The sequence below is a fragment of the Enterobacter sp. 168J2 genome (assembly GCF_034107265.1).
GTDB lineage: Bacteria > Pseudomonadota > Gammaproteobacteria > Enterobacterales > Enterobacteriaceae > Enterobacter > Enterobacter nematophilus.
On record NZ_JAWNEB010000002.1, the window covers coordinates 502,756 to 527,624 of the forward strand.

The following is a 24,869-nucleotide window of genomic DNA, read 5'->3' on the forward strand; positions in this document are numbered from 1 at the left end:
GCATAATAACGATGGCGATGAAAAAGTTGCTCATAGCGTCGCTGCTGTTTAGCAGCGCCACCGTATACGGTGCTGACGGGTTCGTAGTGAAAGATATTCATTTCGAAGGCCTTCAGCGTGTCGCCGTTGGTGCGGCCCTCCTCAGTATGCCTGTGCGCCCCGGCGATACGGTTAATGATGAAGATATCAGTAACACCATCCGTGCTCTGTTTGCCACCGGCAACTTTGAGGACGTCCGCGTCCTGCGCGATGGTGATACGCTGCTGGTACAGGTAAAAGAACGTCCAACGATCGCCAGTATCACTTTCTCCGGCAACAAGTCGGTGAAAGATGACATGCTCAAGCAAAACCTTGAAGCATCGGGCGTTCGTGTGGGTGAATCTCTGGACCGCACAACCCTTTCAGACATTGAAAAAGGTCTGGAAGACTTCTACTACAGCGTCGGTAAATACAGCGCCAGCGTGAAAGCGGTTGTCACTCCGCTCCCGCGTAACCGTGTTGACCTGAAGCTGGTCTTCCAGGAAGGTGTTTCTGCGAAGATCCAGCAGATCAACATCGTGGGTAACCACGCGTTCAGCACCGACGAACTGATCTCGACCTTCCAGCTGCGCGATGAAGTGCCGTGGTGGAACGTAGTTGGCGATCGTAAATACCAGAAGCAGAAACTGGCGGGCGACCTTGAAACCCTGCGCAGCTACTATCTGGATCGCGGTTATGCCCGCTTCAACATCGACTCGACTCAGGTCAGTCTGACTCCGGACAAGAAAGGTATCTACATTACGGTTAACATCACTGAAGGCGATCAGTACAAGCTTTCCGGTGTTGAAGTGAGTGGTAACCTGGCGGGGCATTCTGCTGAGATCGAATCGCTGACCAAAATTCAGCCGGGCGATCTGTATAGCGGGTCCAAAGTCACCAAAATGGAAGACAGCATTAAGAAGCTGCTCGGCCGCTATGGTTATGCCTATCCGCGCGTACAGACTCAGCCGGAAATCAACGACGCGGATAAAACCGTTAAGCTGCACGTTAACGTTGATGCGGGTAACCGTTTCTACGTGCGTAAGATCCGCTTCGTCGGTAACGACACCTCCAAAGACTCCGTTCTGCGCCGTGAAATGCGCCAGATGGAAGGTGCTTGGCTGGGCAGCGACCTGGTCGACCAGGGTAAAGAGCGTCTGAACCGTCTGGGCTATTTTGAAACCGTAGACACTGAAACTCAGCGTGTACCGGGCAGCCCGGATCAGGTTGATGTCGTTTATAAAGTAAAAGAGCGTAACACCGGTAGCTTTAACTTCGGCGTGGGCTACGGCACGGAAAGCGGCGTGAGTTTCCAGGTAGGCGTCCAGCAGGATAACTGGCTGGGTACGGGTTACTCTGTTGGTATTAACGGTACCAAAAACGACTACCAGACCTACTCTGAGTTCTCCGTTACCAACCCATACTTCACCGTTGACGGTGTGAGCCTGGGCGGTCGTATCTTCTATAACGACTTTAAAGCGGATGATGCAGATCTGTCTTCCTACACCAACAAAAGTTACGGTGTGGACGGAACGCTTGGCTTCCCGGTTAACGAATACAACACCCTGCGAGCGGGCTTAGGTTACGTGCATAACGACCTGTCCAACATGCAGCCGCAGGTGGCGATGTGGCGTTATCTGGACTCTATCGGCCAGTCTGCAAGCACGTCCAGCGATGACAACGGTTTTGCTGCAGATGACTTCACCTTCAACTACGGCTGGACTTATAACCGTCTTGACCGCGGTTACTTCCCAACGGAAGGCTCTCGCGTCAACCTGAACGGTAAGGTGACCATTCCTGGTTCCGACAACGAGTTCTATAAGGTGACGCTGGATACCGCGTCCTACTTCCCGATTGATGACGATCACAAGTGGGTGGTTCTGGGTCGTACCCGTTGGGGCTATGGTGACGGTATCGGCAGTAAAGAGTTGCCGTTCTATGAGAACTTCTACGCGGGTGGTTCAAGCACCGTGCGTGGCTTCCAGTCCAATAACATTGGTCCGAAAGCGGTTTATTACGGCGGTAATGATAAAGATAATTGTGATAAGCCAGCTACTGATGGCTCGGGTAACAAAAACGTCTGTGGATCTGATGATGCGGTGGGCGGTAACGCCATGGCCGTGGCCAGCCTCGAGTTCATCACCCCAACGCCATTTATCAGTGATAAATACGCAAACTCCGTACGTACGTCCTTCTTCTTAGACGCGGGTACGGTGTGGGATACCAACTGGGAGAATACTGAGCAGATGCGTCTGGCTGGCGTCCCGGACTACAGCGATCCGGGCAATATTCGCATGTCTGCCGGTATCGCATTACAATGGATGTCACCGCTGGGGCCGTTAGTCTTCTCCTACGCCCAGCCGTTTAAGAAATACGATGGAGACAAAGCGGAGCAATTCCAGTTTAACATTGGTAAAACCTGGTAATAATCCGCTGCAATGGAATGCGTTGGCAGTGTAGCGCTGACAACCGGCGATCGGTAAAACGGTCGCCTTGCCACGCAAAGAACGGTACCTTCTGGTGCCAATGGGATGGTAAGGAGTTAATTGTGAAAAAGTGGTTATTAGCTGCAGGTCTCGGTTTAGCGATGGCAACTTCTGCTCAGGCAGCAGACAAAATCGCAATCGTCAACATGGGTAATTTGTTCCAGCAAGTCGCTCAGAAAACCGGTGTTTCTGCGACTCTGGAAAACGAATTCAAAGGCCGTGCGAGCGAACTGCAGCGTATGGAAGGCGATCTTCAGTCCAAAATGCAGCGTCTGCAGCGTGATGGTTCTACCATGAAAGCAAGCGATCGCAGCAAACTGGAAAAAGACGTTATGGCTCAGCGCCAGACCTTCTCCCAGAAAGCTCAGGCTTTCGAGCAGGATCGTCAGCGTCGTTCTAACGAAGAGCGCGGCAAGCTGGTGACTCGCATTCAGACTGCTGTTAAAGCAGTTGCTGCCGATCAGAGCATCGATCTGGTTGTTGATGCGAACGCCGTTGCTTTCAACAGCAGCGATGTTAAAGACATCACCGCTGATGTTCTGAAACAGGTTAAATAAGTAATGCCTTCAATTCGACTGGCTGATTTAGCTCAGCAGTTGGATGCAGAATTACACGGTGATGGCGATATCGTCATCACCGCTGTTGCGTCCATGCAATCTGCTAAAGCTGGCACGATTACCTTCATGGTAAGCCCTAAGTACCGTGAACAACTGGCTCAATGCCAGGCGTCAGCTGTTGTTCTGACGCAGGACGATCTTCCCTTTGCCACTGGAAGCGCGCTGGTAGTGAAAAATCCCTACCTGACGTATGCACGCATGGCTCAAATTCTTGATACCACGCCGCAGCCGGCGCAGAACATTGCTGCCAGTGCAGCGATTGATCCGACGGCTAAGCTGGGTAACAACGTGGCCGTTGGCGCGAATGCGGTTATTGAATCTGGCGTTGAGCTGGGCGATAACGTCGTCATTGGCCCTGGATGCTTCGTTGGGAAAAATACGAAAATCGGCGCTGGAACCCGTTTATGGGCCAACGTGTCCGTTTATCATGAAGTTGAAATCGGCGAAAATTGCCTCGTCCAGTCCAGTACCGTGATTGGTTCTGATGGCTTTGGTTACGCGAACGATCGCGGTAACTGGGTTAAGATCCCACAGCTTGGTCGCGTTATTATTGGCGATCGCGTGGAGATCGGGGCCTGTACCACGATCGATCGTGGTGCACTCGACGACACGATCATTGGCAATGGTGTTATCATCGATAACCAGTGCCAGATTGCGCATAACGTTGTGATTGGCGACAATACCGCGGTTGCGGGGGGAGTCATCATGGCGGGCAGCCTGAAAATTGGTCGTTACTGCATGATTGGCGGCGCGAGCGTGATTAATGGCCATATGGAAATATGCGACAAGGTGACGGTGACGGGTATGGGCATGGTAATGCGTCCTATCACTGAACCTGGCGTCTATTCCTCCGGTATTCCGCTGCAACCCAACAAGGTATGGCGTAAAACAGCAGCGCTGGTGATGAACATTGATGATATGAGCAAGCGACTCAAGTCTCTTGAGCGTAAGATCGATCAACAAGACTAAACGTCACCCGTTTAACGCTATCTTTCCCGGCCTGTCGGCTTTCTAATAAACCGGCAGGCCGTGTTATTATTGTTATCAGTACATTTTGACAGGAAGAGTATTTTGACTACTGACACTCATACTCTGCATATTGAAGAGATTTTAGAACTTCTGCCGCACCGCTACCCGTTTTTGCTGGTAGACCGCGTGCTGGATTTTGAAGAAGGTCGTTTTCTGCGCGCAGTGAAAAATGTTTCCGTGAACGAGCCGTTCTTCCAGGGACACTTCCCGGGTAAGCCTATCTTCCCGGGTGTGTTGATTCTGGAAGCGATGGCTCAGGCTACCGGTATTCTGGCGTTTAAAAGCGTCGGTAAGCTGGAGCCGGGTGAACTGTATTACTTCGCAGGTATTGATGAAGCGCGCTTCAAGCGTCCTGTCGTGCCTGGTGATCAGATGATCATGGAAGTCACTTTTGAAAAAACGCGTCGTGGCCTGACTCGCTTCAAAGGCGTAGCGCTGGTTGACGGCAAAGTTGTTTGCGAAGCGACGATGATGTGTGCTCGTAGCCGGGAGTCCTGATACGTGATTGATAAATCCGCCTTTATTCACCCTACCGCTATTGTGGAAACCGGTGCCATCATTGGTGCTAACGTCCACATTGGCCCGTTCTGTATTGTTGGACCCCATGTCGAAATTGGTGAGGGTACAGTACTGAAATCTCACGTTGTCGTGAATGGTCACACGACCATTGGCTGCAATAACGAGATCTATCAGTTCGCTTCCATCGGCGAAGTTAACCAGGATCTGAAATATGCTGGTGAGTCGACCCGTCTGGAAATTGGCGATCGTAACCGTATTCGCGAAAGCGTCACCATTCATCGTGGAACAGTGCAGGGTGGTGGGTTGACGAAGGTGGGCAGCGACAACCTGTTTATGGTAAATGCGCATATTGCGCACGACTGTACCGTGGGCGATCGCTGTATTCTTGCCAACAACGCAACGCTGGCAGGACACGTATCGGTTGATGACTTCGCAATTATTGGCGGCATGACCGCAGTCCATCAGTTCTGCATCATTGGTGCACACGTGATGGTCGGCGGATGCTCCGGTGTGGCGCAGGACGTTCCACCGTATGTGATTGCGCAGGGCAACCATGCCACGCCGTTTGGCGTGAACATTGAAGGCCTCAAGCGTCGTGGTTTTAGCCGCGAAGCGATTACCGCCATCCGCAACGCCTACAAGCTGCTGTACCGTAGCGGTAAAACGCTGGAAGAGGCGAAGCCGGAAATTGCCGAACTGGCGAATAAGCATCCTGAAGTGAACGCGTTCATGGAGTTCTTTGACCGTTCAACAAGGGGCCTGATTCGTTAATGGTCGACAGTCGTCCGCTTACGATAGCCCTGGTCGCCGGAGAAACCTCCGGCGATATTCTTGGTGCAGGTCTCATCCGTGCGCTTAAGGCGCGTGTACCCAATGCTCGCTTTGTGGGCGTAGCGGGCCCGCTGATGCAGGCAGAAGGCTGTGAAGCCTGGTATGAAATGGAAGAGCTGGCCGTTATGGGCATTGTTGAGGTGCTGGGGCGCCTGCGACGCCTGCTGCATATTCGTGCCGATCTCACCCGCCGCTTTACCGAACTCAAACCCGATGTGTTTGTCGGTATCGATGCACCCGATTTCAACATTACCCTCGAAGGTAATCTGAAAAAGCAGGGCATCAAAACCATTCACTATGTCAGTCCGTCCGTGTGGGCGTGGCGACAGAAACGCGTTTTCAAAATCGGACGGTCCACCAATCTGGTGCTGGCTTTCCTGCCTTTCGAAAAAGCGTTTTACGACAGATTTAATGTTCCGTGCCGTTTTATCGGCCATACCATGGCGGATGCGATGCCGCTGGATCCGGATAAAAACGCGGCGCGTGACGTGCTTGGTATCCCGCATGATGTGCACTGTCTGGCGCTGCTGCCGGGCAGCCGGGGCGCGGAAGTGGAAATGCTCAGCGCTGATTTCCTGAAAACGGCGCAAATTCTTCGCAAGACTTACCCCGATCTTGAAGTGGTGGTGCCGCTGGTGAATGCCAAACGCCGCGAGCAGTTTGAGCGCATCAAAGCCGACGTTGCCCCGGATCTTCATGTCCGTCTTCTCGACGGGAAAGGGCGAGAAGCCATGTATGCGAGCGATGCCGCACTGCTGGCTTCCGGCACGGCAGCGCTGGAGTGTATGCTGGCGAAATGCCCGATGGTGGTCGGTTATCGTATGAAGCCGTTTACCTTCTGGCTGGCAAAACGTCTGGTGAAAACGGATTATGTCTCCCTGCCAAACCTGCTTGCCGGGCGCGAGCTGGTTAAAGAGCTTTTGCAGGATGAGTGCCAGCCGCAGGCGCTGGCGGATGCCCTGCTGCCGCTGCTGGCAAACGGCAAGACCAGCCACCAGATGCACGATACCTTCCGTGAACTGCATCAGCTGATCCGCTGTAATGCTGATGAGCAAGCGGCTGATGCAGTGCTGGAGTTAGCAAAATGATGGAATTTATTTATCCCCACACGCACCTCGTTGCCGGAGTGGATGAAGTCGGGCGCGGCCCGTTGGTCGGTGCCGTGGTGACCGCCGCGGTGATCCTCGATCCAACGCGCCCGATTATTGGTCTGAACGACTCAAAAAAACTCAGTGAGAAGCGCCGCCTGGCGCTGTTCGATGAAATTAAAGAGAAGGCGCTGGCCTGGAGCGTTGGGCGCGCAGAGCCGAATGAAATCGACGATCTGAATATTCTGCACGCCACGATGCTGGCAATGCAGCGAGCTGTTGCTGGCCTGAAGGTTGTGCCTGAATATGTGCTGATCGACGGAAACCGTTGCCCGGCGCTGCCGATGCCTTCTATGGCCGTTGTTAAAGGCGACAGCCGCGTCGCAGAGATCAGTGCAGCTTCTATTATTGCCAAAGTGACGCGCGACGCCGAAATGGCCGCGCTGGACCTCACTTATCCTCAGTATGGTTTCGGCCAGCATAAGGGGTATCCAACGGCTTTCCATCTGGAAAAGCTGGCTGAACATGGCGCAACCGAACATCACCGGCGCAGCTTTGGCCCGGTGAAGCGCGCGCTGGGACTGGTGTCCTGAATCAATACGCAAGCAATTAAGTAACGCGGAATCTGAAGATGGCTGAACCACGTTTCGTACACCTGCGGGTGCATAGCGACTACTCCATGATCGATGGGCTGGCGAAGACCGGGCCGCTGGTAAAAAAGGCGGCCTCTCTGGGCATGCCTGCGCTGGCGATCACCGATTTTACCAACCTGTGTGGCTTGGTGAAGTTCTACGGGACGGCGCATGGCGCGGGAATGAAGCCTATCGTCGGTGCGGATTTTCATGTGCAGAGCGATCTCATCGGCGATGAGCTGACGCAAATCTCCGTGTTGGCCATGAACAATACGGGCTACCAAAACCTCACCCTGCTTATCTCAAAAGCCTATCAGCGCGGTTACGGCGCGCTGGGCCCGTGGATTGACAGGGACTGGCTGGCTGAGCTGAACGAAGGGCTGCTGCTGATCTCCGGCGGCCGCATGGGCGATGTCGGTAAATCACTGCTGCGCGGTAATAGCGCGCTGGTGGATCAGTGCGTCTCGTTCTATGAAGAGTACTTCCCGAATCGTTACTACCTGGAGCTGATTCGAACCGGTCGCCAGGATGAAGAGAACTATCTGCACGCTGCTGTCGCGCTGGCTGAAGAGCGCGGCTTGCCCGTGGTGGCAACGAACGACGTGCGTTTCCTGGAGTCCGGCGATTTTGACGCGCACGAAATTCGCGTCGCTATCCACGATGGCTTCACACTCGACGATCCAAAGCGCCCGCGCAACTACTCATCGCAGCAGTATATGCGCAGCGAAGAGGAGATGTGCGAGCTCTTCTCCGACATTCCGGAAGCGCTGGAAAACAGCGTAGAGATTGCCAAGCGCTGTAACGTGACCGTGCGCCTCGGCGAATACTTCCTGCCGCAGTTCCCGACGGGGGACATGACTACGGAAGATTTCCTGGTCATGAAATCGAAAGAGGGTCTGGAAGAGCGTCTCGAATTCCTTTTCCCGGATGAAGAAGAGCGTAAAAAACGTCGTCCGGAGTATGACGAACGCCTGGATATTGAACTCCAGGTGATTAACCAGATGGGCTTCCCCGGCTACTTCCTGATCGTAATGGAGTTTATCCAGTGGTCGAAGGATAACGGCGTTCCGGTTGGACCGGGCCGTGGCTCGGGTGCGGGCTCGCTGGTGGCGTATGCGCTGAAAATCACCGACCTCGACCCGCTGGAATTTGACCTGCTGTTCGAACGTTTCCTTAACCCGGAACGTGTTTCCATGCCCGACTTCGACGTTGACTTCTGCATGGAAAAACGCGACCAGGTCATCGAGCACGTGGCCGATATGTACGGCCGTGACGCGGTTTCGCAGATCATTACCTTTGGAACCATGGCGGCGAAAGCGGTTATCCGCGACGTGGGACGCGTGCTGGGTCACCCGTACGGCTTTGTCGATCGTATTTCTAAGCTGGTACCGCCCGATCCGGGCATGACGCTTGCAAAAGCGTTTGAAGCCGAACCTCAGCTGCCGGAAATCTACGAAGCTGACGAAGAAGTCAAAGCGCTGATCGACATGGCGCGTAAGCTTGAAGGCGTGACGCGTAACGCCGGTAAGCATGCGGGGGGCGTGGTTATCGCGCCGACCAAAATCACCGACTTTGCGCCGCTCTACTGTGACGAAGCGGGCCAGCACCCGGTCACCCAGTTCGATAAGAACGACGTGGAATACGCCGGGCTGGTGAAGTTCGACTTCCTCGGCCTGCGCACGCTGACCATCATCAACTGGGCGCTGGAGATGATCAACGCCCGCCGCGAGAAGAACGGCGAGCCGCCGCTGGATATCGCGGCCATCCCGCTGGATGACAAGAAAAGTTTCGACATGCTGCAGCGCTCGGAGACGACAGCCGTCTTCCAGCTTGAATCCCGCGGCATGAAAGACCTGATTAAGCGCCTGCAGCCCGACTGCTTCGAAGATATGATCGCACTGGTGGCCCTGTTCCGTCCGGGCCCGCTGCAGTCAGGGATGGTGGATAACTTCATCGACCGTAAGCACGGGCGCGAAGAGATTTCCTACCCGGACGTGCAGTGGCAGCACGAAAGCCTGAAGCCGGTGCTGGAGCCAACCTACGGCATCATCCTGTATCAGGAACAGGTTATGCAGATTGCCCAGGTGCTTTCCGGCTATACCCTCGGCGGCGCGGATATGCTGCGTCGTGCGATGGGTAAGAAAAAACCGGAAGAGATGGCCAAGCAGCGCTCCATTTTTGAAGACGGGGCGAAGAAAAACGGCGTTGACGGCGAACTGGCGATGAAAATCTTCGACCTGGTGGAGAAATTCGCCGGGTACGGGTTTAACAAATCTCACTCCGCTGCCTATGCTTTGGTTTCGTATCAAACGCTGTGGCTGAAAGCGCACTATCCCGCTGAGTTTATGGCGGCGGTTATGACCGCCGATATGGACAACACCGAGAAGGTAGTCGGCCTGGTGGACGAGTGCTGGCGCATGGGGCTGAAGATCCTGCCGCCGGATATTAACTCGGGTCTGTACCATTTCCACGTTAACGATGACGGGGAAATCGTCTACGGTATCGGCGCGATCAAAGGCGTGGGTGAGGGGCCGATCGAGGCGATCATCGAAGCGCGTAATAACGGTGGCTACTTCCGCGAGCTGTTCGATCTCTGTGCCCGTACCGATACCAAAAAACTGAACCGCCGCGTGCTGGAAAAGCTGATCATGTCCGGCGCGTTTGACAGGCTGGGGCCGCACCGCGCGGCGCTGATGAACTCGCTCGGCGATGCGCTGAAAGCTGCCGATCAGCACGCGAAAGCGGAAGCCATTGGCCAGGCAGATATGTTTGGCGTACTGGCGGAAGAGCCAGAGCAGATTGAGCAGTCTTACTCTAACTGTCAGCCCTGGCCAGAACAGGTGGTGCTGGATGGCGAACGTGAAACGTTAGGTTTGTACCTGACGGGTCACCCGATCAACCAGTACATCAAAGAAATTGAGCGCTATGTCGGAGGCAACAGGCTAAAAGACATGCATCCGACAGATCGTGGTAAAATCACCACGGCTGCGGGGCTCGTGATTGCTGCAAGGGTTATGGTCACCAAGCGCGGCAATCGTATCGGCATCTGTACGTTAGATGACCGTTCCGGGCGTCTGGAGGTGATGCTGTTCACCGACGCGCTGGATAAATACCAGCAATTGCTGGAAAAAGACCGCATACTTATCGTCAGCGGACAGGTCAGCTTTGATGACTTCAGCGGGGGGCTTAAAATGACCGCCCGCGAAGTGATGGACATTGACGAAGCCCGGGAAAAATATGCTCGCGGGCTTGCTATCTCGCTGACGGACAGGCAAATTGATGACCAGCTTTTAAACCGACTCCGTCAGTCTCTGGAACCCCACCGCTCGGGGACCATTCCAGTACATCTCTACTATCAGAGGGCGGATGCACGTGCGCGGTTGCGCTTTGGTGCAACGTGGCGTGTCTCTCCGAGCGATCGTTTACTGAACGATCTCCGTGGCCTCATTGGTTCGGAGCAGGTGGAACTGGAGTTTGACTAATACAGGAATACTATGAGTCTGAATTTCCTTGATTTCGAACAGCCGATTGCTGAGCTGGAAGCGAAAATCGATTCTCTGACAGCGGTAAGCCGTCAGGATGAAAAACTGGATATTAACATCGACGAAGAAGTGCATCGTCTGCGCGAAAAAAGCGTAGAACTGACGCGCAAAATCTTTGCCGATCTTGGCGCATGGCAGATCGCCCAGCTGGCGCGTCACCCACAGCGTCCGTACACCCTGGATTATGTCCGCCTGGCGTTTGACGAATTTGACGAACTGGCAGGCGATCGCGCATACGCTGACGACAAAGCTATCGTTGGCGGCATCGCGCGTCTGGACGGACGCCCGGTGATGATCATTGGTCATCAGAAAGGCCGTGAAACCAAAGAGAAGATCCGTCGTAACTTCGGTATGCCAGCACCAGAAGGTTACCGTAAAGCCCTGCGTCTGATGGAGATGGCCGAGCGCTTCAATATGCCTATCATCACCTTCATCGACACCCCGGGTGCATACCCAGGCGTGGGCGCGGAAGAGCGCGGCCAGTCTGAAGCTATCGCCCGCAACCTGCGCGAGATGTCTCGCCTGAAGGTTCCGGTCATCTGTACCGTTATCGGTGAGGGTGGCTCCGGCGGTGCGCTGGCGATTGGCGTGGGCGATAAAGTGAATATGTTGCAGTACAGCACCTATTCCGTTATCTCTCCGGAAGGCTGTGCGTCCATTCTGTGGAAAAGCGCCGACAAAGCGCCGCTGGCTGCTGAAGCGATGGGCATTATTGCGCCGCGTCTGAAAGAGCTGAAGCTGATCGACACCGTTATCCCGGAACCTCTGGGCGGCGCGCATCGTAAGCCGGAAGTGATGGCTGCTTCCCTGAAAGCACAGCTGCTGGCCGACCTGGCCGATCTGGACGTCCTGAGCAAAGAAGACCTGCTCAACCGTCGTTACCAGCGTCTGATGACTTACGGTTACGCGTAAGCTTCACAATTATCTGAAAAGCCGCACTTTGTTGCGGCTTTTTTTATACCTGCCGTTTACCTTAACTATGCTTATCTGATGTTTTTCAAGGAGGTAAACCATGAACATCATAGCCATCATGGGGCCACACGGCGTCTTTTATAAAGACGAGCCCATCAAGGAGCTGGAGCAAGCCCTGAAAGCACGCGGATATCAGCTAATCTGGCCGCAGAACAGCGCCGATCTGCTGAAATTCATCGAACATAATCCGCGCATCTGTGGCGTGATATTCGACTGGGACGAATACGACATGGAGTTGTGCAGCGAGATAAACAGGCTCAATGAATACCTTCCGCTCTATGCCTTTATCAACACTCACTCCACCATGGACGTCAGCGCGCACGATATGCGCATGGCGCTGTGGTTCTTCGAATACTCGCTCGGCGTGGCCGAGGACATTGCGACCCGTATTCAGCAATACACCGGCGAATACCTTGATAACATCACACCGCCGTTTACGCGCGCGCTGTTCACCTATGTGAAAGAGGGGAAATACACCTTCTGTACGCCGGGACACATGGCCGGAACGGCCTATCAAAAAAGCCCGGTGGGGTGCCTGTTCTACGATTTCTTCGGCGGCAATACCCTGAAAGCAGACGTGTCGATTTCAGTGACCGAACTGGGTTCTCTGCTGGACCACACCGGCCCGCATCTGGAAGCCGAAGAGTATATCGCCCGCACCTTTGGCGCCGAGCAGAGCTATATGGTAACCAACGGCACCTCAACCTCGAATAAAATCGTCGGGATGTACGCCGCGCCAACCGGAAGCACGTTGTTGATTGACCGTAACTGCCATAAATCGCTGGCGCACCTGCTGATGATGAGCGACGTCGTCCCGATCTGGCTGTCGCCCACGCGTAACGCGCTCGGTATCCTCGGCGGCATTCCGCGCCGGGAGTTCACGCATCAAGCCATCGAAAGTAAGGTTGCGGCGATCCCCGACGCAAGCTGGCCTGTCCACGCGGTGATCACTAACTCCACCTATGACGGTCTGCTGTATAACACGAACTGGATTAAGCAGACGCTGGACGTGCCGTCGATCCACTTCGATTCCGCGTGGGTGCCCTATACCAATTTCCACCCGATTTATTCGGGTAAAAGCGGCATGAGCGGTGAGCGCGTGCCGGGCAAGGTATTTTTCGAAACGCAGTCGACGCACAAAATGCTGGCCGCGTTTTCGCAGGCTTCGTTAATCCACATTAAAGGCGAGTACGACGAGGATACGTTTAACGAAGCCTTTATGATGCACACCACCACCTCTCCGAGCTATCCGCTGGTGGCCTCTATCGAGACGGCGGCGGCGATGCTGCGCGGCAATCCGGGTAAACGCCTGATTAACCGCTCGGTGGAACGGGCGCTGCATTTCCGCAAAGAGGTCCAGCGGCTGAAGGATGAGGCCGACGGCTGGTTCTTCGATATCTGGCAGCCGGAAGAGATCGACGAGGCGGAGTGCTGGCCCGTCGCGCCGGGAGAGAGCTGGCACGGCTTCCGGGATGCTGATGCGGACCACATGTTCCTCGATCCGGTGAAGGTGACGATCCTGACGCCGGGGATGGACGAACAGGGCGTGATGGGCGAGGAAGGGATCCCCGCCGCGCTGGTGGCTAAGTTCCTTGACGAGCGCGGCGTGGTGGTGGAAAAGACCGGCCCCTATAATTTACTGTTCCTGTTCAGCATCGGGATCGACAAAACCCGGGCAATGGGGCTATTGCGCGGCCTGATGGAGTTTAAGCGCGCCTACGATCTCAACCTTCGGGTGAAGAACATGCTGCCGGATCTCTACGCGGAAGATCCTGACTTCTACCGCACCATGCGCATTCAGGAGCTGGCCCAGGGGATCCACAGGCTGATCCGCCAGCACGATCTGCCGCGCCTGATGCTCCAGGCGTTTGACGTCCTGCCTGATATGAAGCTGACGCCGCACAAGGCCTGGCAGCGGCAGGTGAAAGGTGAAGTCGAAACCGTTGAGCTGGAAAATCTGGTCGGGCGGGTATCGGCCAACATGATCCTGCCGTATCCGCCAGGCGTGCCGCTGCTGATGCCGGGTGAGATGATCACCGAGGAGAGCCGGGCGGTGCTCGATTTCCTGCTGATGCTCTGTTCGGTAGGGCGTCACTATCCGGGCTTTGAAACGGATATCCACGGCGCGAAACGCGATGAAAACGGCGTGTACTGGGTGCGAGTCCTAAAATAAAGGTGACCGCTTGCCAGGTGTGGCTTTTCGGTTGTAACGTTCAGGCATCATAAAAAGGAGAAGCTATGCTGGGTTTAAAAGCGGTTCACCATATTGCGATCATTGCCACCGATTATGCGAAAAGTAAGGCCTTCTACTGCGACATTCTTGGCTTTACGCTCATGAGCGAGGCCTACCGCGAGGAGCGCGACTCCTGGAAGGGCGATCTCGCGCTAAACGGGCAGTATGTGATTGAGCTGTTCTCTTTTCCTTTCCCGCCTTCGCGTCCGTCCCGCCCGGAAGCCTGCGGCCTGCGTCATCTGGCTTTCAGCGTTGATGACCTTGATAGCGCAGTAAAACATCTGGAAGCGCACGGCGTGACGTGCGAACCCGTTCGCGTCGATCCGTTTACCGACAAGCGCTTCACCTTTTTTAACGACCCGGATGGCCTGCCGCTGGAGCTTTACCAGCAGTAATGTTTATCCTGTGTGATAATGCCCGCTCAGTTCGGGCATTTTTTATGTGTAATTTCCTATGACCTTACCCGCTATCGCACAAGCCGTTTCACCGTACCGCCAGCTGCTGGTGGGGTTTAGCGGTGGCCTGGATTCCACCGTGTTGCTGCATCGCCTTAAGCTCTGGCGCGACCGGGATCCTGGCGTCCAGCTTCGGGCTATACACATCCACCACGGGCTAAGCCCTCATGCAGAGGAGTGGGTGGCGCACTGTGAAGCCTTGTGTGAGGCGTGGGCTATCCCGCTCGTCGTTGAGCGCGTCACCCTTGCTGATGAAGGGCTGGGTATTGAAGCGCAGGCGCGTAAAGCCCGCTATGCCGCTTTTGCCGGCGTATTGCTGCCCGGCGAGGCGCTGGTCACGGCGCAGCATCTGGACGATCAGTGCGAAACCTTTTTGCTGGCGCTTAAGCGGGGCAGCGGACCCGCAGGGCTTTCCGCCATGCCGGCGCGTTCTGATTTTGCCGGAACGCAATTAATGCGGCCGCTGCTTGGCGAGACCCGCGTGTCGCTGGAAGCCTGGGCGCGGGAGCATCAGCTGAGCTGGATCGAAGATGAGAGCAACCGGGACGACAGCTACGATCGTAACTTCCTGCGTCTGCGCGTCCTCCCGCTATTGAGCGAGCGCTGGCCGCATTTTGCCGACGCGACAGCAAGAAGCGCCATGCTGTGCGCCGAACAGGAAACTTTGCTGGATGAGTTACTCAGTGAGGAGCTGTCTGACCTGATTTCAGAAGACGGGGCGCTGGCAATTGCGCCTCTGGAGGCGATAAGCCCGGCGCGCCGGGCCGCGCTGTTACGCCGCTGGCTTGCCACTCATCATGCTCCGATGCCGTCGCGGGCAATGCTGAGCCGTATCTGGGACGAAGTCGCGCAGGCGCGGGAAGATGCTTCCCCCTGCGTACACCTGAGTGGATATGAGGTCAGACGCTATAAAGGCAAACTCTGGTGGGTAAAATCCTCCCCCTCGCTGACCGATGTGGTGCTCCACTGGCCCTCACCAGAGGCACCGCTGATATTGCCCCAGGATGCAGGGAGCGTCTCTCTGATGCCGACGGGTCATGTGCGTCTGCCAAAGCCCGGTGAAGCGGTCAGCGTGCGCTTTAAGGCTGGCGGCTTGCTGCATATCGTCGGACGCAACGGGGGAAGGAAGCTGAAAAAGATATGGCAGGAGTGCAACGTGCCGCCGTGGCTGCGCGACACCACGCCGCTGCTGTTCTACGGTGAAACGCTGATTGCTGCTGCAGGGGTGTTCATCACGGAAGCGGGTTGGACAGAAGAGGGGGTCTGCTTCGAGTGGCGGAAAGCGTAACGGGCAGCCCGGCTGCCCGTTAGTGTCATCAGGATTCGCTCACCACGACGGTGCCGATTTGCGGGTGGCTGAAGCTGGCAATTTTGTCCAGACGCAGCTCGCGCGTCGCACCGGCATCTTCCACGACCAGGTATTCCACATTCTTGCGTGAAAGCAGATCGCTGGCCTTCGCCTTCAACACTTCGCCATCTTTTAGCTCCAGCGTCAGTATTAAATGATGCTGGCAGGCGAGTTCGAGGTTGTCATAGTCATCACAATTGATGGGTTGATAAGTATCATTCATCGACATAATCGCTCACCAGTAAATTCGCCGCAGCATACGCTGCTTTTTCCCTGACCGACTCTGAAAGGCTCTCATCAGAGGCCACTTCATTAAGCACCTTCAATACACAGCCCAACGCGTCCGGGACATACCCCAGATCTCCGCTGGCGATTTCCGCATACCGTTTGCGAATTAACTCACAATAATTATTCACATCCCCTCCCGCCAGCGCACTGACTTACTGTGAGATATCATTAAGCCTACGAAGATAAACTCGGTTTAGCAAGGTGACTATACCATACTCATTTAAGCAATATCAGCGCCTTGATAGCGGTGTATTTATTACTCCGTAACAGCCTTTTGCCTCCGTTTTCGCTACAATGTGCGGCTGATTCGAATGGAGTTCTCTCATGGCGCTGAAAGCGACAATTTACAAAGCAGTGGTCAACGTGGCCGATCTTGATCGCAACCAGTTTCTGGACGCGTCGCTTACGCTGGCACGCCACCCCTCCGAAACGCAGGAGCGTATGATGCTGCGCCTGCTGGCGTGGATTAAGTACGCCAACGAACGTCTGCAGTTTACCCGTGGGTTAAGCGCGGAAGACGAGCCTGAAGCCTGGCTGCGCAACGACCATCTGGGGATCGATTTATGGATTGAACTCGGTCTGCCGGACGAGCGCAGGATTAAAAAGGCGTGTACTCAGTCTGCGGAAGTGGCGTTGTTCGCCTATAACCAGCGCGCGGCGGAGATCTGGTGGCAGCAAAATAAGAATAAATGCGCGCAGTTTAAAAATCTCGCCGTCTGGTATCTGGATGATGAACAGCTGGCGCAGCTGAGCGAGTTTGCCAGCCGGACGATGGCGCTGCAGGCAACGATTCAGGACGGAGCCATCTGGCTTTCTGATTCTCAGAATAATCTGGAAATTCATCTGACGGCCTGGCAGCCTGCGTCATGATCGTCCTGTCCCGAAACGTCAGCATCCCTGATAACGAGCTGGAGATCGCCGCCATCCGTGCTCAGGGCGCGGGCGGGCAGCATGTCAACAAGGCTTCGACGGCTATCCATTTGCGTTTTGACATTCGGGCATCAAGCCTGCCAGAGTATTATAAAGAAAGTCTGCTTGCCGCCAGCCATCACCTGATCACCAGCGATGGCGTGATTGTGATCAAAGCCCAGGAGTACCGCAGCCAGGAGCTTAACCGGGAAGCGGCGATAGCCAGGCTGGTGGCGGTCATCAAAGAGTTAACGGCAGTACAAAAAAGCCGCCGGGCAACGCGGCCAACTCGCGCATCGAAAGAGCGTCGGCTGTCCTCGAAAGCCCAAAAATCCACAGTGAAAGCATTACGCGGTAAAGTTCGTCGCCCGATGGAGTGACGAAAGGGAACACAATTTTCATAAGGAATTCATTGTGAAAAAAGCATTATTTTCAGCGCTGGCAGTGAGTACGCTGTTTGCGCTTTTCGGGTGTAACAACCGTTCTGAAACGCAGGTTTTGCAGCCAGCGCAGAATGAAGAGTTAAAGCCAATGCAGCAGAGCTGGCGCGGCGTATTGCCCTGCGCGGACTGCGAAGGCATTGAAACGTCACTGTTCCTGCAAAAAGACGGTACCTGGGTGATGAACCAGCGCTATCAGGGCGCGAAAGAACCTTCTTCATTTGCGACTTACGGGACATGGGCGCGTACGGCGGAGAAACTGGTCCTGACGGATACCTCCGGTGACAAAACCTGGTTCCGCCCTAAAGGCGAGAACATGGAAATGCTCGACCGGGAAGGCAATCCGATTGAATCCCAGTTCAACTACACGCTGACGCCGGTGAAAGCGGCGCTGCCTGCCACGCCGATGGCGATGCGGGGGATGTATTTCTATATGGCGGACGCGGCGATCTTTACCGACTGCGCTACCGGTAAGAAAGTTAGCGTGGCAAACAATGCGCAGCTTGAACGTGATTACGCCGTGGCGCGCGGCAACGACAGCAAGCCGGTATTGCTGACGGTTGACGGCCACTTTACGCTGGAGCCAAACCCGGATAGCGGGGAGATGGTGAAAACGCTTGTGGCAGATAAAGACGCGAAGTTTGTCGCGGGTAAAGACTGTATCAGTAAATAAGCTGACGTTGAGCCATTAAAAAACCCCGTCAGAGCGGGGTTTTTTGTTTAGCCTTTGATGGCTTTCACCAGGTAATCAAGAATATCGCCGGTCTTGATCATCTGTTTTTCGCCGCTGCGGCGGTATTTGTATTCAATCTCATCGCTGTCGAGGTTACGGTCGCCGATGACGACGGTGTGCGGGATACCGATCAGTTCCATATCGGCAAACATCACGCCCGGACGCTCTTTACGGTCATCCATCAGCACTTCGATGCCCTGAGCGCGCAGCTCGGCGTACAGCTTCTCGGCCAGCTCCTGCACGCGGTAAGACTTGTGCATGTTCATTGGCAGAATAGCCACCTGGAACGGCGCGATATTGTCCGGCCAGACGATGCCGCGCTCGTCGTAGTTCTGCTCGATGGCCGCAGCCACCACGCGCGTCACCCCGATACCGTAGCAGCCCATGGTCAGGATCTGGTTACGGCCATCTTCACCCTGAACGGCGGCGTTCAGCGCGCGAGAGTATTTATCACCCAGCTGGAAGATGTGGCCCACTTCGATACCGCGCTTGATCATCAGCGTACCCTGGCCGTCCGGGCTTGGGTCGCCTGCAACCACGTTACGGATGTCTGCCACTTCCGGCGTCGCCACGTCGCGATCCCAGTTGATGCCGAAGTAATGCTTACCGTCGATGTTAGCACCCGCAGAGAAGTCGCTCATTGCAGCAACCGTGCGGTCAATCACGACAGGAACCGGCATATTCACCGGACCGAGAGAGCCAGGGCCGGCATTCACGACGGCGCGGATTTCCGCTTCCGTTGCGAACGTCAGCGGGCTGGCTACCTGCGGCAGCTTTTCGGCTTTCACTTCGTTCAGTTCATGATCGCCACGCACCAGCAGGGCAACCAGCGGGTAAGCGCTGCCTTCGGTAGACTTCACCAGCAGCGTTTTAACGGTTTTTTCAATCGGCAGACTGAACTGCTCAACCAGCTCGGCGATGGTTTTCGCGTTTGGCGTATCAACCAACGTCATCTCTTGCGTTGCCGCACCGCGAGGTTCTTTTGGTGCCAGCGCTTCTGCAAATTCGATGTTCGCCGCGTAGTCTGAAGAGTCAGAGAAGATCACATCGTCTTCACCGCTCTGCGCCAGAACCTGGAACTCATGGGATGCGCTACCGCCGATGGAGCCGGTATCAGCCTGCACCGCGCGGAAATCCAGACCCATGCGGGAGAAGATTTTGCTGTAAGCCTCGTACATTTTGTCGTAGGTCTCTTGCAGCGACTCCTGTGAGGTATGGAAAGAGTAGGCATCTTTCATCAGGAATTCGCGAGAGCGCATCACGCCGAAGCGTGGGCGCACTTCGTCACGGAACTTGGTCTGGATCTGGAAGAAGTTCAGCGGCAGCTGTTTGTAAGAGCTCAGCTCATTACGAATCAGATCGGTAATGACTTCTTCATGCGTTGGACCGAGAACGAACGGACGCTCGCCGCGATCGACGAAGCGCAGCAGTTCTGGGCCATATTGCTCCCAACGGCCGCTCTCCTGCCACAGGTCAGCGGGCTGAACCACGGGCATAGACACCTCGATAGCACCGGCGTTGTTCATCTCTTCACGCACGATGTTTTCGACTTTTTTCAGGACGCGCACGCCGGTCGGCAGCCAGGTGTATAACCCGGAGGCCAGCTTGCGGATCATCCCGGCGCGCAGCATCAGCTGATGGCTGATCACTTCGGCGTCGGCAGGTGTCTCCTTCAAAGTGGAGAGCAGATATTGGCTAGTACGCATGTTGTTACGGTTCCATTTCGACGATTGGAACAGGCTGAAACGCCAGCCTGACACAAAAAAAGTGGTTTAGTTTACCAGTGTGGCAAAGATGCCAAAAGAGAGGAGAACAAAATTACCTGGGTTCAAGGGCAAACACTTCGAAACCTGCCCCAGTAACGCGCCAGCGCACGTTAAAATCCAGCAGCCAGACGGCGTACGTTTTTCCTGCTTCCTCTTCTTTACGGTAGGCCGGGCGGGGATCCTGTGCCAGAACTTCAGTAATGAAATCCCGTAAGCGAGGATAGCGTTTCTCTAGCTGACTCAGCTGCAGGGCGATCTCAGGCGTAAACGAGACTGGCATATCCGCCTGCGGTGCATCCTGAGCGTAGCTTGCGCGCGCATCCGGGAGGGCTTCGGCGAAAGGCAAATAGGGTTTGATATCGATAACCGGCGTGCCGTCCACCAGATCCAGGCTGCCCAGCTCAAGGATGACCTGATCCTTCTGGCAGCGTATGCCTTTCAGTTCAACCAGCGACATCCCGATCGGATTTGGACGGAAGGTCGAGCGAGTTGCAAACACGCCCATTCTCGCATTTCCACCCAGGCGCGGGGGACGTACGGTGGGACGCCAGCCGCCTTCCATTGTCTGGTGAAAGACAAATACCACCCATAAGTGACTGAAAGACTCGAGCCCGCGTACCGCATCAGCCTGGTTATAAGGCGCCTGAAGATGAAGCTCGCCGCTGCTGCTGGTGACCAGACCGGGCTGGCGGGGCACGGCGAACTTCTCTTTGTACGGAGAGTGAATAACCCCTATTTGCTCAAACTGAAACGCACTCATTTCGCCGTAATGTTCAGCGCAGAACCGATGCAAACCGCCTGACGGTAGCAGCCCGGCGTGCCGCTGGTGACTTCGCAGCTGTGCAGCAGCACCGCGTTAGCTTTCATTTTTGCGGCGTTAATCTGCATGCGTTTGCGCGCTGTCGGGATATTCGGTGGAGAGTCCTGATTGGTTGCCTGACAGGATTCGCCGCTCACTTCACCCAGTTCACGGAACGGTTTGCCGACCAGTTCGTCAGCCTTGGTGATAATGCGAACCGGCGCAGGGCGAACCACTTTCGGTTTTGCAGGCTCTGTTTTTGGCGGGGTTGCCGTGCTTTGAACGGGTTCAACAGGAGATCTGCTTAGCATGGAACAGCCGCTCAGCATGAGTGCTAAAAGACAGATCGGTAAAGCACGCATAATAATTCCTCAATGGATAATCAAAACGTCAGATATTGAATCAGGTGACTGCACAAATGACAAGACGGGCATAAGCCCGTCCTGATGATATTACACTGAGGTGAGATTACCAGCCTTTAACAGCGCCGCCGTTAAACACTTTGTTGGCTTCCTGGTAAACTTCGTCTGACTGATAGGCCTGAACGAACTTCTTCACGTTTTCCGCGTCTTTGTTATCTTCGCGAGTCACGATCAGGTTAACGTACGGGGAGTCTTTATCTTCAACGAAGATACCGTCTTTCGCTGGCGTCAGGCCAATCTGGCTGGCGTATGTGGTGTTGATAACGGCCAGGGCAATCTGCGCATCGTCCAGAGAGCGCGGCAGCTGCGGTGCTTCCAGTTCAACAATTTTCAGATTTTTCGGGTTCTCGGTGACATCCAGAACGGTTGGCAGCAGGCCAACGCCGTCTTTCAGTTTGATCAGGCCCACTTTCTGCAGCAGCAGCAGGGAACGTCCGAGGTTGGTTGGATCGTTAGGCACGGCTACCTGAGAGCCCGGCTGCAGTTCGTCCAGTGATTTAATCTTCTTGGAGTAGCCGGCAATCGGGTAGACAAAGGTGTTACCCACGCCAACCAGCTTATAGCCGCGATCTTTGATCTGCTGATCCAGGTATGGCTTATGCTGGAAGGCGTTGGCGTCGATATCGCCTTTGCTCAGCGCTTCGTTCGGCAGAACGTAATCATTAAAGGTCACCAGCTCAACGTCCAGGCCGTATTTTTCTTTCGCCACTTTCTGAGCAACTTCAGCAACCTGCTGTTCTGCACCTACGATAACGCCCACTTTAATATGGTTTGGATCTTTTTCGTCCTGACCGCAACCCACCAGTGCCAGAGAGCCAATCAGCGCGCCTACTGCTGCGAAGGTCTTTAATTTAAACGCCATGTTTTATCCTTAACTCGTCGAGTTTGTGTTGTGTATCGTTATTTGTGAGTAACAGCCCGGACGATGCGATCGCCAGAGAACTGGATTAAGTAAACCAGAACAACCAGCAATACCAGAACGGTATTCATCACGGTAGCGTTATATCCAATATAGCCGTACTGATAACCAATCTGTCCTAAACCGCCGGCACCCACGGCACCGCCCATCGCGGAATACCCTACCAGAGTAATAAGCGTAATCGTTGCCGCGTTCACCAGGCCCGGCAGTGCTTCAGGCAGCAGAACCTTGCGGACGATCTGCATCGGCGTGGCACCCATCGCACGGGAAGCTTCGATCAAACCGGTTGGGATCTCCAGCAGGGCGTTTTCCACCATACGGGCGATAAACGGCGCTGCACCTACGGTCAGCGGAACGATGGCCGCCTGCAGTCCAATAGACGTACCGACGATCACGCGGGTAAACGGAATCATCCACACCAGCAGAATAATGAACGGTATGGAACGGAAGATATTCACCAGCGCGGAGAGCGTACGGTAGAGCTTCGCGTTCTCAATGATTTGACCCGGACGCGTCACGTACAGCAGTACGCCTACCGGCAGGCCAATCACAAAACCAAAGAAACCCGATACGAAGGTCATTGCCAGCGTTTCCCAAACGCCGCGAACCAGTAGCCACATCATCGGCTCAGACATAACCCAGTACCTCTACTTTTACATGATGTTCTTGCAGCCAGGCGATTGCGGCCTGGGTTTCTTCTTGGGTGCCGTGCATTTCCGTCAGCATGATGCCGAACTTCACGCCACCGGCGTAATCCATCTGCGCGCTAATAATGTTGTTGTTCACGTTAAAGCGACGCGCGGTTTCGGAAAGCAGAGGGGCATCAACGGACTGACCGGTGAATTCCATACGCAGCATCGGGACGCTGTCAGCCGTAGGTTCGGTTTTCAAACGCTCCAGATAATCTTCTGGAATATCCAGATGCAGCGTGGACTGAATAAACTGCTGTGCCAGCGGCGTTTTCGGATGGGAAAATACTTCGCTTACCGTGTCCTGCTCGATCAGCTCGCCGTTACTAATGACCGCCACGCAGTCGCAGATGCGTTTCACCACGTCCATCTCGTGCGTAATAAGGAGGATCGTCAGGCCCAGGCGACGGTTAATGTCCTTCAGCAGCTCCAGAATAGAACGCGTGGTGGCCGGATCCAGTGCGCTGGTGGCTTCGTCGCACAGCAGTACTTTTGGGTTGCTGGCCAGCGCGCGGGCAATAGCGACACGCTGCTTCTGCCCACCGGACAGGTTTGCCGGGTAGCTATCATGCTTATCACCCAGACCCACGAGGTCCAGCAGTTCGGTAACGCGACGCTTCACTTCTTCTTTTGGCGTGTTATCCAGCTCCAGCGGTAACGCGACGTTGCCGAACACTGTGCGGGAAGCCAGCAGGTTAAAGTGCTGGAAGATCATGCCAATCTGGCGACGCGCTTTAGTCAGCTCTTTTTCTGAAAGAGCGGTAAGTTCCTGACCGCCAACTTCTACGCTGCCCTGGGTTGGGCGCTCAAGCAGGTTAACACAACGGATCAGCGTGCTTTTACCTGCACCCGATGCGCCAATGACGCCATAAATTTGACCAGCAGGAACATGCAGGCTGACATTGTTCAGCGCCTGAATGGTTCGGTTCCCCTGCTGGAACACTTTGGTGATATTGGAAAGTTTAATCATTAGATTATTTTTATCGTATGTAAGTTAGCCGTGGCATTTTCTTCTGCCAGATACGGGTGATGACCGTAAACAAAACGGATGTTAAGGCATCCAGACGTCTAAATCAATCCAACTCTGTATGATGAGCACTTTATTGCGCTGCGATTCATGAGATACTAGCTCAACAGGCCTTTTTCAGGAGCAAACCGGTGGCAAAATCAGTACCCGCAATTTTTCTCGACCGTGATGGCACTATTAATGTGGATCACGGTTATGTGCATGAGATCGATGAGTTCGAATTTATCGACGGCGTTATAGAGGCAATGCGCCAGCTAAAAGAGATGGGCTATGCGCTGGTGGTGGTCACCAATCAGTCTGGTATTGCGCGTGGTAAGTTCACCGAAGCGCAGTTTGAGACGCTGACGGAATGGATGGACTGGTCGCTGGCCGATCGCGGGGTCGATCTTGATGGCATCTATTATTGCCCGCACCATCCGCAGGGAACCGTGGAAGAGTATCGTCAGACCTGTGACTGCCGTAAACCGCATCCAGGCATGTTTAACTCGGCACAGGAGTTCTTGCACATTGATATGGCTGCTTCCTACATGGTGGGCGATAAGCTGGAAGATATGCAGGCGGCCGCAGCGGCGGGAGTGGGTACCAAAATATTAGTGCGTACCGGTAAGCCCGTAACGCCAGAAGCAGAAAGTGCAGCGGATTGGGTGATTAATAGCCTAGCAGAGCTGCCAAAAGAGATAAAAAAGCATCAGAAATAGCCTTTTTGGCGAAAAGGTGAGCGGTCGAAATAAAAATGCATATTTCCGCTTGTCATTCCTCGGCAGCTCCCTATAATGCGCCTCCATCGACACGGCGGATGTGAATCACTTCACAGTTAACCCGGTCGGTTGAAGAGAAAAAATCCTGAAATAACGGGTTGACTCTGAAAGAGGAAAGCGTAATATACGCCACCTCGCAACGGTGAGCGAAAGCCGCGTTGCACTGCTCTTTAACAATTTATCAGACAATCTGTGTGGGCACTCAAAGTGACATGGATTCTTAATGTCTTCGGACAATAAATGAATACCAAGTCTCTGAGTGAACATGCGTAATTCATTACGAAGTTTAATTCACGAGCATCAAACTTAAATTGAAGAGTTTGATCATGGCTCAGATTGAACGCTGGCG

At 54.7% G+C, this 24,869-nt stretch carries 24 protein-coding genes; 16 read left to right on the plus strand and 8 right to left on the minus strand.

The window, feature by feature from the left end; translation table 11 throughout:
* Nucleotides 1-11 precede the first annotated feature (11 nt).
* The 12 genes from bamA (at nucleotide 12) to tilS (ending at nucleotide 15,710) form a co-directional block, all read left to right on the plus strand.
* Nucleotides 12-2,444, plus strand: a complete 2,433-nt coding sequence (bamA, locus tag USG84_RS10445) for an outer membrane protein assembly factor BamA (RefSeq protein WP_262803428.1) — start codon at nucleotides 12-14, stop codon at nucleotides 2,442-2,444.
* A gap of 122 nt (nucleotides 2,445-2,566) precedes the next feature.
* A complete protein-coding gene (skp, locus tag USG84_RS10450) occupies nucleotides 2,567-3,061 on the plus strand; it encodes a molecular chaperone Skp (RefSeq protein ID WP_014882635.1) in 495 nt (164 codons plus the stop codon).
* Nucleotides 3,062-3,064: 3 nt separating this feature from the next.
* On the plus strand, nucleotides 3,065-4,090 hold the full coding sequence (lpxD, locus tag USG84_RS10455) for a UDP-3-O-(3-hydroxymyristoyl)glucosamine N-acyltransferase (protein ID WP_041911190.1): 1,026 nt from the start codon (nucleotides 3,065-3,067) through the stop codon (nucleotides 4,088-4,090).
* 102 nt (nucleotides 4,091-4,192) lie between these two features.
* Nucleotides 4,193-4,648 (plus strand): 3-hydroxyacyl-ACP dehydratase FabZ, encoded by a 456-nt coding sequence (gene fabZ, locus USG84_RS10460; protein ID WP_010426706.1) that lies wholly within the window; start codon nucleotides 4,193-4,195, stop codon nucleotides 4,646-4,648.
* Nucleotides 4,649-4,651: 3 nt separating this feature from the next.
* Nucleotides 4,652-5,440 (plus strand): acyl-ACP--UDP-N-acetylglucosamine O-acyltransferase, encoded by a 789-nt coding sequence (lpxA, locus tag USG84_RS10465; RefSeq protein ID WP_023310462.1) that lies wholly within the window; start codon nucleotides 4,652-4,654, stop codon nucleotides 5,438-5,440.
* Nucleotides 5,440-6,588, plus strand: a complete 1,149-nt coding sequence (gene lpxB / locus USG84_RS10470; RefSeq protein WP_253540784.1) for a lipid-A-disaccharide synthase — start codon at nucleotides 5,440-5,442, stop codon at nucleotides 6,586-6,588. Before lpxA ends, lpxB begins: the two co-directional genes overlap by 1 nt.
* The gene (gene rnhB / locus USG84_RS10475; protein WP_061099164.1) at nucleotides 6,585-7,181 is read left to right on the plus strand and encodes a ribonuclease HII; all 597 of its coding nucleotides are present in this window, start codon (nucleotides 6,585-6,587) and stop codon (nucleotides 7,179-7,181) included. Before lpxB ends, rnhB begins: the two co-directional genes overlap by 4 nt.
* A 38-nt stretch (nucleotides 7,182-7,219) precedes the next feature.
* On the plus strand, nucleotides 7,220-10,702 hold the full coding sequence (dnaE, locus tag USG84_RS10480) for a DNA polymerase III subunit alpha (RefSeq protein ID WP_061099163.1): 3,483 nt from the start codon (nucleotides 7,220-7,222) through the stop codon (nucleotides 10,700-10,702).
* 12 nt (nucleotides 10,703-10,714) lie between these two features.
* Nucleotides 10,715-11,674, plus strand: coding sequence for an acetyl-CoA carboxylase carboxyl transferase subunit alpha (gene accA, locus USG84_RS10485; protein WP_013095666.1), 960 nt, complete (start codon nucleotides 10,715-10,717; stop codon nucleotides 11,672-11,674).
* 100 nt (nucleotides 11,675-11,774) lie between these two features.
* Nucleotides 11,775-13,907 (plus strand): lysine decarboxylase LdcC, encoded by a 2,133-nt coding sequence (locus tag USG84_RS10490; protein ID WP_253540787.1) that lies wholly within the window; start codon nucleotides 11,775-11,777, stop codon nucleotides 13,905-13,907.
* A gap of 65 nt (nucleotides 13,908-13,972) precedes the next feature.
* Entirely contained in the window at nucleotides 13,973-14,362 is a 390-nt protein-coding gene (locus tag USG84_RS10495; RefSeq protein ID WP_151413529.1) for a VOC family protein, read from the plus strand.
* Nucleotides 14,363-14,420: 58 nt separating this feature from the next.
* The gene (tilS, locus tag USG84_RS10500; RefSeq protein WP_151413530.1) at nucleotides 14,421-15,710 is read left to right on the plus strand and encodes a tRNA lysidine(34) synthetase TilS; all 1,290 of its coding nucleotides are present in this window, start codon (nucleotides 14,421-14,423) and stop codon (nucleotides 15,708-15,710) included.
* Between the two features lie 28 nt (nucleotides 15,711-15,738).
* On the opposite strand, the gene rof is transcribed toward tilS, so the two are convergent.
* Both rof and USG84_RS10510 read right to left on the minus strand, forming a co-directional pair.
* The gene (gene rof / locus USG84_RS10505) at nucleotides 15,739-15,999 is read right to left on the minus strand and encodes a Rho-binding antiterminator (protein WP_028015593.1); all 261 of its coding nucleotides are present in this window, start codon (nucleotides 15,997-15,999) and stop codon (nucleotides 15,739-15,741) included.
* The gene (locus tag USG84_RS10510; protein ID WP_008501889.1) at nucleotides 15,986-16,186 is read right to left on the minus strand and encodes a YaeP family protein; all 201 of its coding nucleotides are present in this window, start codon (nucleotides 16,184-16,186) and stop codon (nucleotides 15,986-15,988) included. Before USG84_RS10510 ends, rof begins: the two co-directional genes overlap by 14 nt.
* Nucleotides 16,187-16,382: 196 nt before the next feature.
* Between USG84_RS10510 and USG84_RS10515 the strand changes: the two genes are divergently transcribed.
* Genes USG84_RS10515 through nlpE form a run of 3 tightly spaced genes read left to right on the plus strand, consistent with a single transcriptional unit; the run spans nucleotide 16,383 to nucleotide 18,080 of the window.
* Nucleotides 16,383-16,928 (plus strand): YaeQ family protein, encoded by a 546-nt coding sequence (locus USG84_RS10515; protein ID WP_061099160.1) that lies wholly within the window; start codon nucleotides 16,383-16,385, stop codon nucleotides 16,926-16,928.
* Nucleotides 16,925-17,347: an alternative ribosome rescue aminoacyl-tRNA hydrolase ArfB gene (gene arfB, locus USG84_RS10520; protein ID WP_151413531.1), complete on the plus strand. Its 423-nt coding sequence runs from the start codon at nucleotides 16,925-16,927 to the stop codon at nucleotides 17,345-17,347. The genes USG84_RS10515 and arfB overlap by 4 nt, the downstream gene beginning before the upstream one ends.
* A gap of 34 nt (nucleotides 17,348-17,381) precedes the next feature.
* Entirely contained in the window at nucleotides 17,382-18,080 is a 699-nt protein-coding gene (nlpE, locus tag USG84_RS10525) for an envelope stress response activation lipoprotein NlpE (protein ID WP_151413532.1), read from the plus strand.
* A 47-nt stretch (nucleotides 18,081-18,127) separates the two neighbouring features.
* Here nlpE and proS read toward each other — a convergent pair whose 3' ends face one another.
* The 6 genes from proS to metN form a co-directional block, all read right to left on the minus strand.
* On the minus strand, nucleotides 18,128-19,846 hold the full coding sequence (gene proS, locus USG84_RS10530; RefSeq protein ID WP_061099157.1) for a proline--tRNA ligase: 1,719 nt from the start codon (nucleotides 19,844-19,846) through the stop codon (nucleotides 18,128-18,130).
* 112 nt (nucleotides 19,847-19,958) lie between these two features.
* Nucleotides 19,959-20,666 carry a tRNA (N6-threonylcarbamoyladenosine(37)-N6)-methyltransferase TrmO gene (tsaA, locus tag USG84_RS10535; protein ID WP_151413533.1) on the minus strand — a complete coding sequence of 236 codons (708 nt, stop codon included), beginning with the start codon at nucleotides 20,664-20,666 and terminating at the stop codon, nucleotides 19,959-19,961.
* On the minus strand, nucleotides 20,663-21,067 hold the full coding sequence (gene rcsF / locus USG84_RS10540) for an Rcs stress response system protein RcsF (protein ID WP_008501883.1): 405 nt from the start codon (nucleotides 21,065-21,067) through the stop codon (nucleotides 20,663-20,665). Before rcsF ends, tsaA begins: the two co-directional genes overlap by 4 nt.
* A gap of 106 nt (nucleotides 21,068-21,173) precedes the next feature.
* Nucleotides 21,174-21,989, minus strand: a complete 816-nt coding sequence (metQ, locus tag USG84_RS10545; protein ID WP_014168729.1) for a methionine ABC transporter substrate-binding lipoprotein MetQ — start codon at nucleotides 21,987-21,989, stop codon at nucleotides 21,174-21,176.
* Between the two features lie 38 nt (nucleotides 21,990-22,027).
* Complete coding sequence (locus tag USG84_RS10550; protein ID WP_003856130.1) at nucleotides 22,028-22,681, minus strand: methionine ABC transporter permease MetI; 654 nt, start codon at nucleotides 22,679-22,681, stop codon at nucleotides 22,028-22,030.
* On the minus strand, nucleotides 22,674-23,705 hold the full coding sequence (gene metN, locus USG84_RS10555) for a methionine ABC transporter ATP-binding protein MetN (protein ID WP_023334590.1): 1,032 nt from the start codon (nucleotides 23,703-23,705) through the stop codon (nucleotides 22,674-22,676). Before metN ends, USG84_RS10550 begins: the two co-directional genes overlap by 8 nt.
* 188 nt (nucleotides 23,706-23,893) lie before the next feature.
* Here metN and gmhB point away from each other — a divergent pair, with 188 nt between their 5' ends.
* The gene (gmhB, locus tag USG84_RS10560) at nucleotides 23,894-24,460 is read left to right on the plus strand and encodes a D-glycero-beta-D-manno-heptose 1,7-bisphosphate 7-phosphatase (RefSeq protein ID WP_028015601.1); all 567 of its coding nucleotides are present in this window, start codon (nucleotides 23,894-23,896) and stop codon (nucleotides 24,458-24,460) included.
* Nucleotides 24,461-24,869 lie beyond the last annotated feature (409 nt).

Coding starts and splice junctions, on each gene's coding strand:
- accA (WP_013095666.1), top strand. CDS start 10,715: ATGAGTCTGAATTTCCTTGATTTCGAACAGCCGATTGCTGAGCTGGAA.
- USG84_RS10550 (WP_003856130.1), bottom strand. CDS start 22,681: ATGTCTGAGCCGATGATGTGGCTACTGGTTCGCGGCGTTTGGGAAACG.
- arfB (WP_151413531.1), top strand. CDS start 16,925: ATGATCGTCCTGTCCCGAAACGTCAGCATCCCTGATAACGAGCTGGAG.
- proS (WP_061099157.1), bottom strand. CDS start 19,846: ATGCGTACTAGCCAATATCTGCTCTCCACTTTGAAGGAGACACCTGCC.
- USG84_RS10490 (WP_253540787.1), top strand. CDS start 11,775: ATGAACATCATAGCCATCATGGGGCCACACGGCGTCTTTTATAAAGAC.
- bamA (WP_262803428.1), top strand. CDS start 12: ATGGCGATGAAAAAGTTGCTCATAGCGTCGCTGCTGTTTAGCAGCGCC.
- lpxB (WP_253540784.1), top strand. CDS start 5,440: ATGGTCGACAGTCGTCCGCTTACGATAGCCCTGGTCGCCGGAGAAACC.
- tsaA (WP_151413533.1), bottom strand. CDS start 20,666: ATGAGTGCGTTTCAGTTTGAGCAAATAGGGGTTATTCACTCTCCGTAC.
- tilS (WP_151413530.1), top strand. CDS start 14,421: ATGACCTTACCCGCTATCGCACAAGCCGTTTCACCGTACCGCCAGCTG.
- USG84_RS10495 (WP_151413529.1), top strand. CDS start 13,973: ATGCTGGGTTTAAAAGCGGTTCACCATATTGCGATCATTGCCACCGAT.
- metQ (WP_014168729.1), bottom strand. CDS start 21,989: ATGGCGTTTAAATTAAAGACCTTCGCAGCAGTAGGCGCGCTGATTGGC.
- metN (WP_023334590.1), bottom strand. CDS start 23,705: ATGATTAAACTTTCCAATATCACCAAAGTGTTCCAGCAGGGGAACCGA.
- rnhB (WP_061099164.1), top strand. CDS start 6,585: ATGATGGAATTTATTTATCCCCACACGCACCTCGTTGCCGGAGTGGAT.
- lpxD (WP_041911190.1), top strand. CDS start 3,065: ATGCCTTCAATTCGACTGGCTGATTTAGCTCAGCAGTTGGATGCAGAA.
- rcsF (WP_008501883.1), bottom strand. CDS start 21,067: ATGCGTGCTTTACCGATCTGTCTTTTAGCACTCATGCTGAGCGGCTGT.
- dnaE (WP_061099163.1), top strand. CDS start 7,220: ATGGCTGAACCACGTTTCGTACACCTGCGGGTGCATAGCGACTACTCC.
- rof (WP_028015593.1), bottom strand. CDS start 15,999: ATGTCGATGAATGATACTTATCAACCCATCAATTGTGATGACTATGAC.
- USG84_RS10515 (WP_061099160.1), top strand. CDS start 16,383: ATGGCGCTGAAAGCGACAATTTACAAAGCAGTGGTCAACGTGGCCGAT.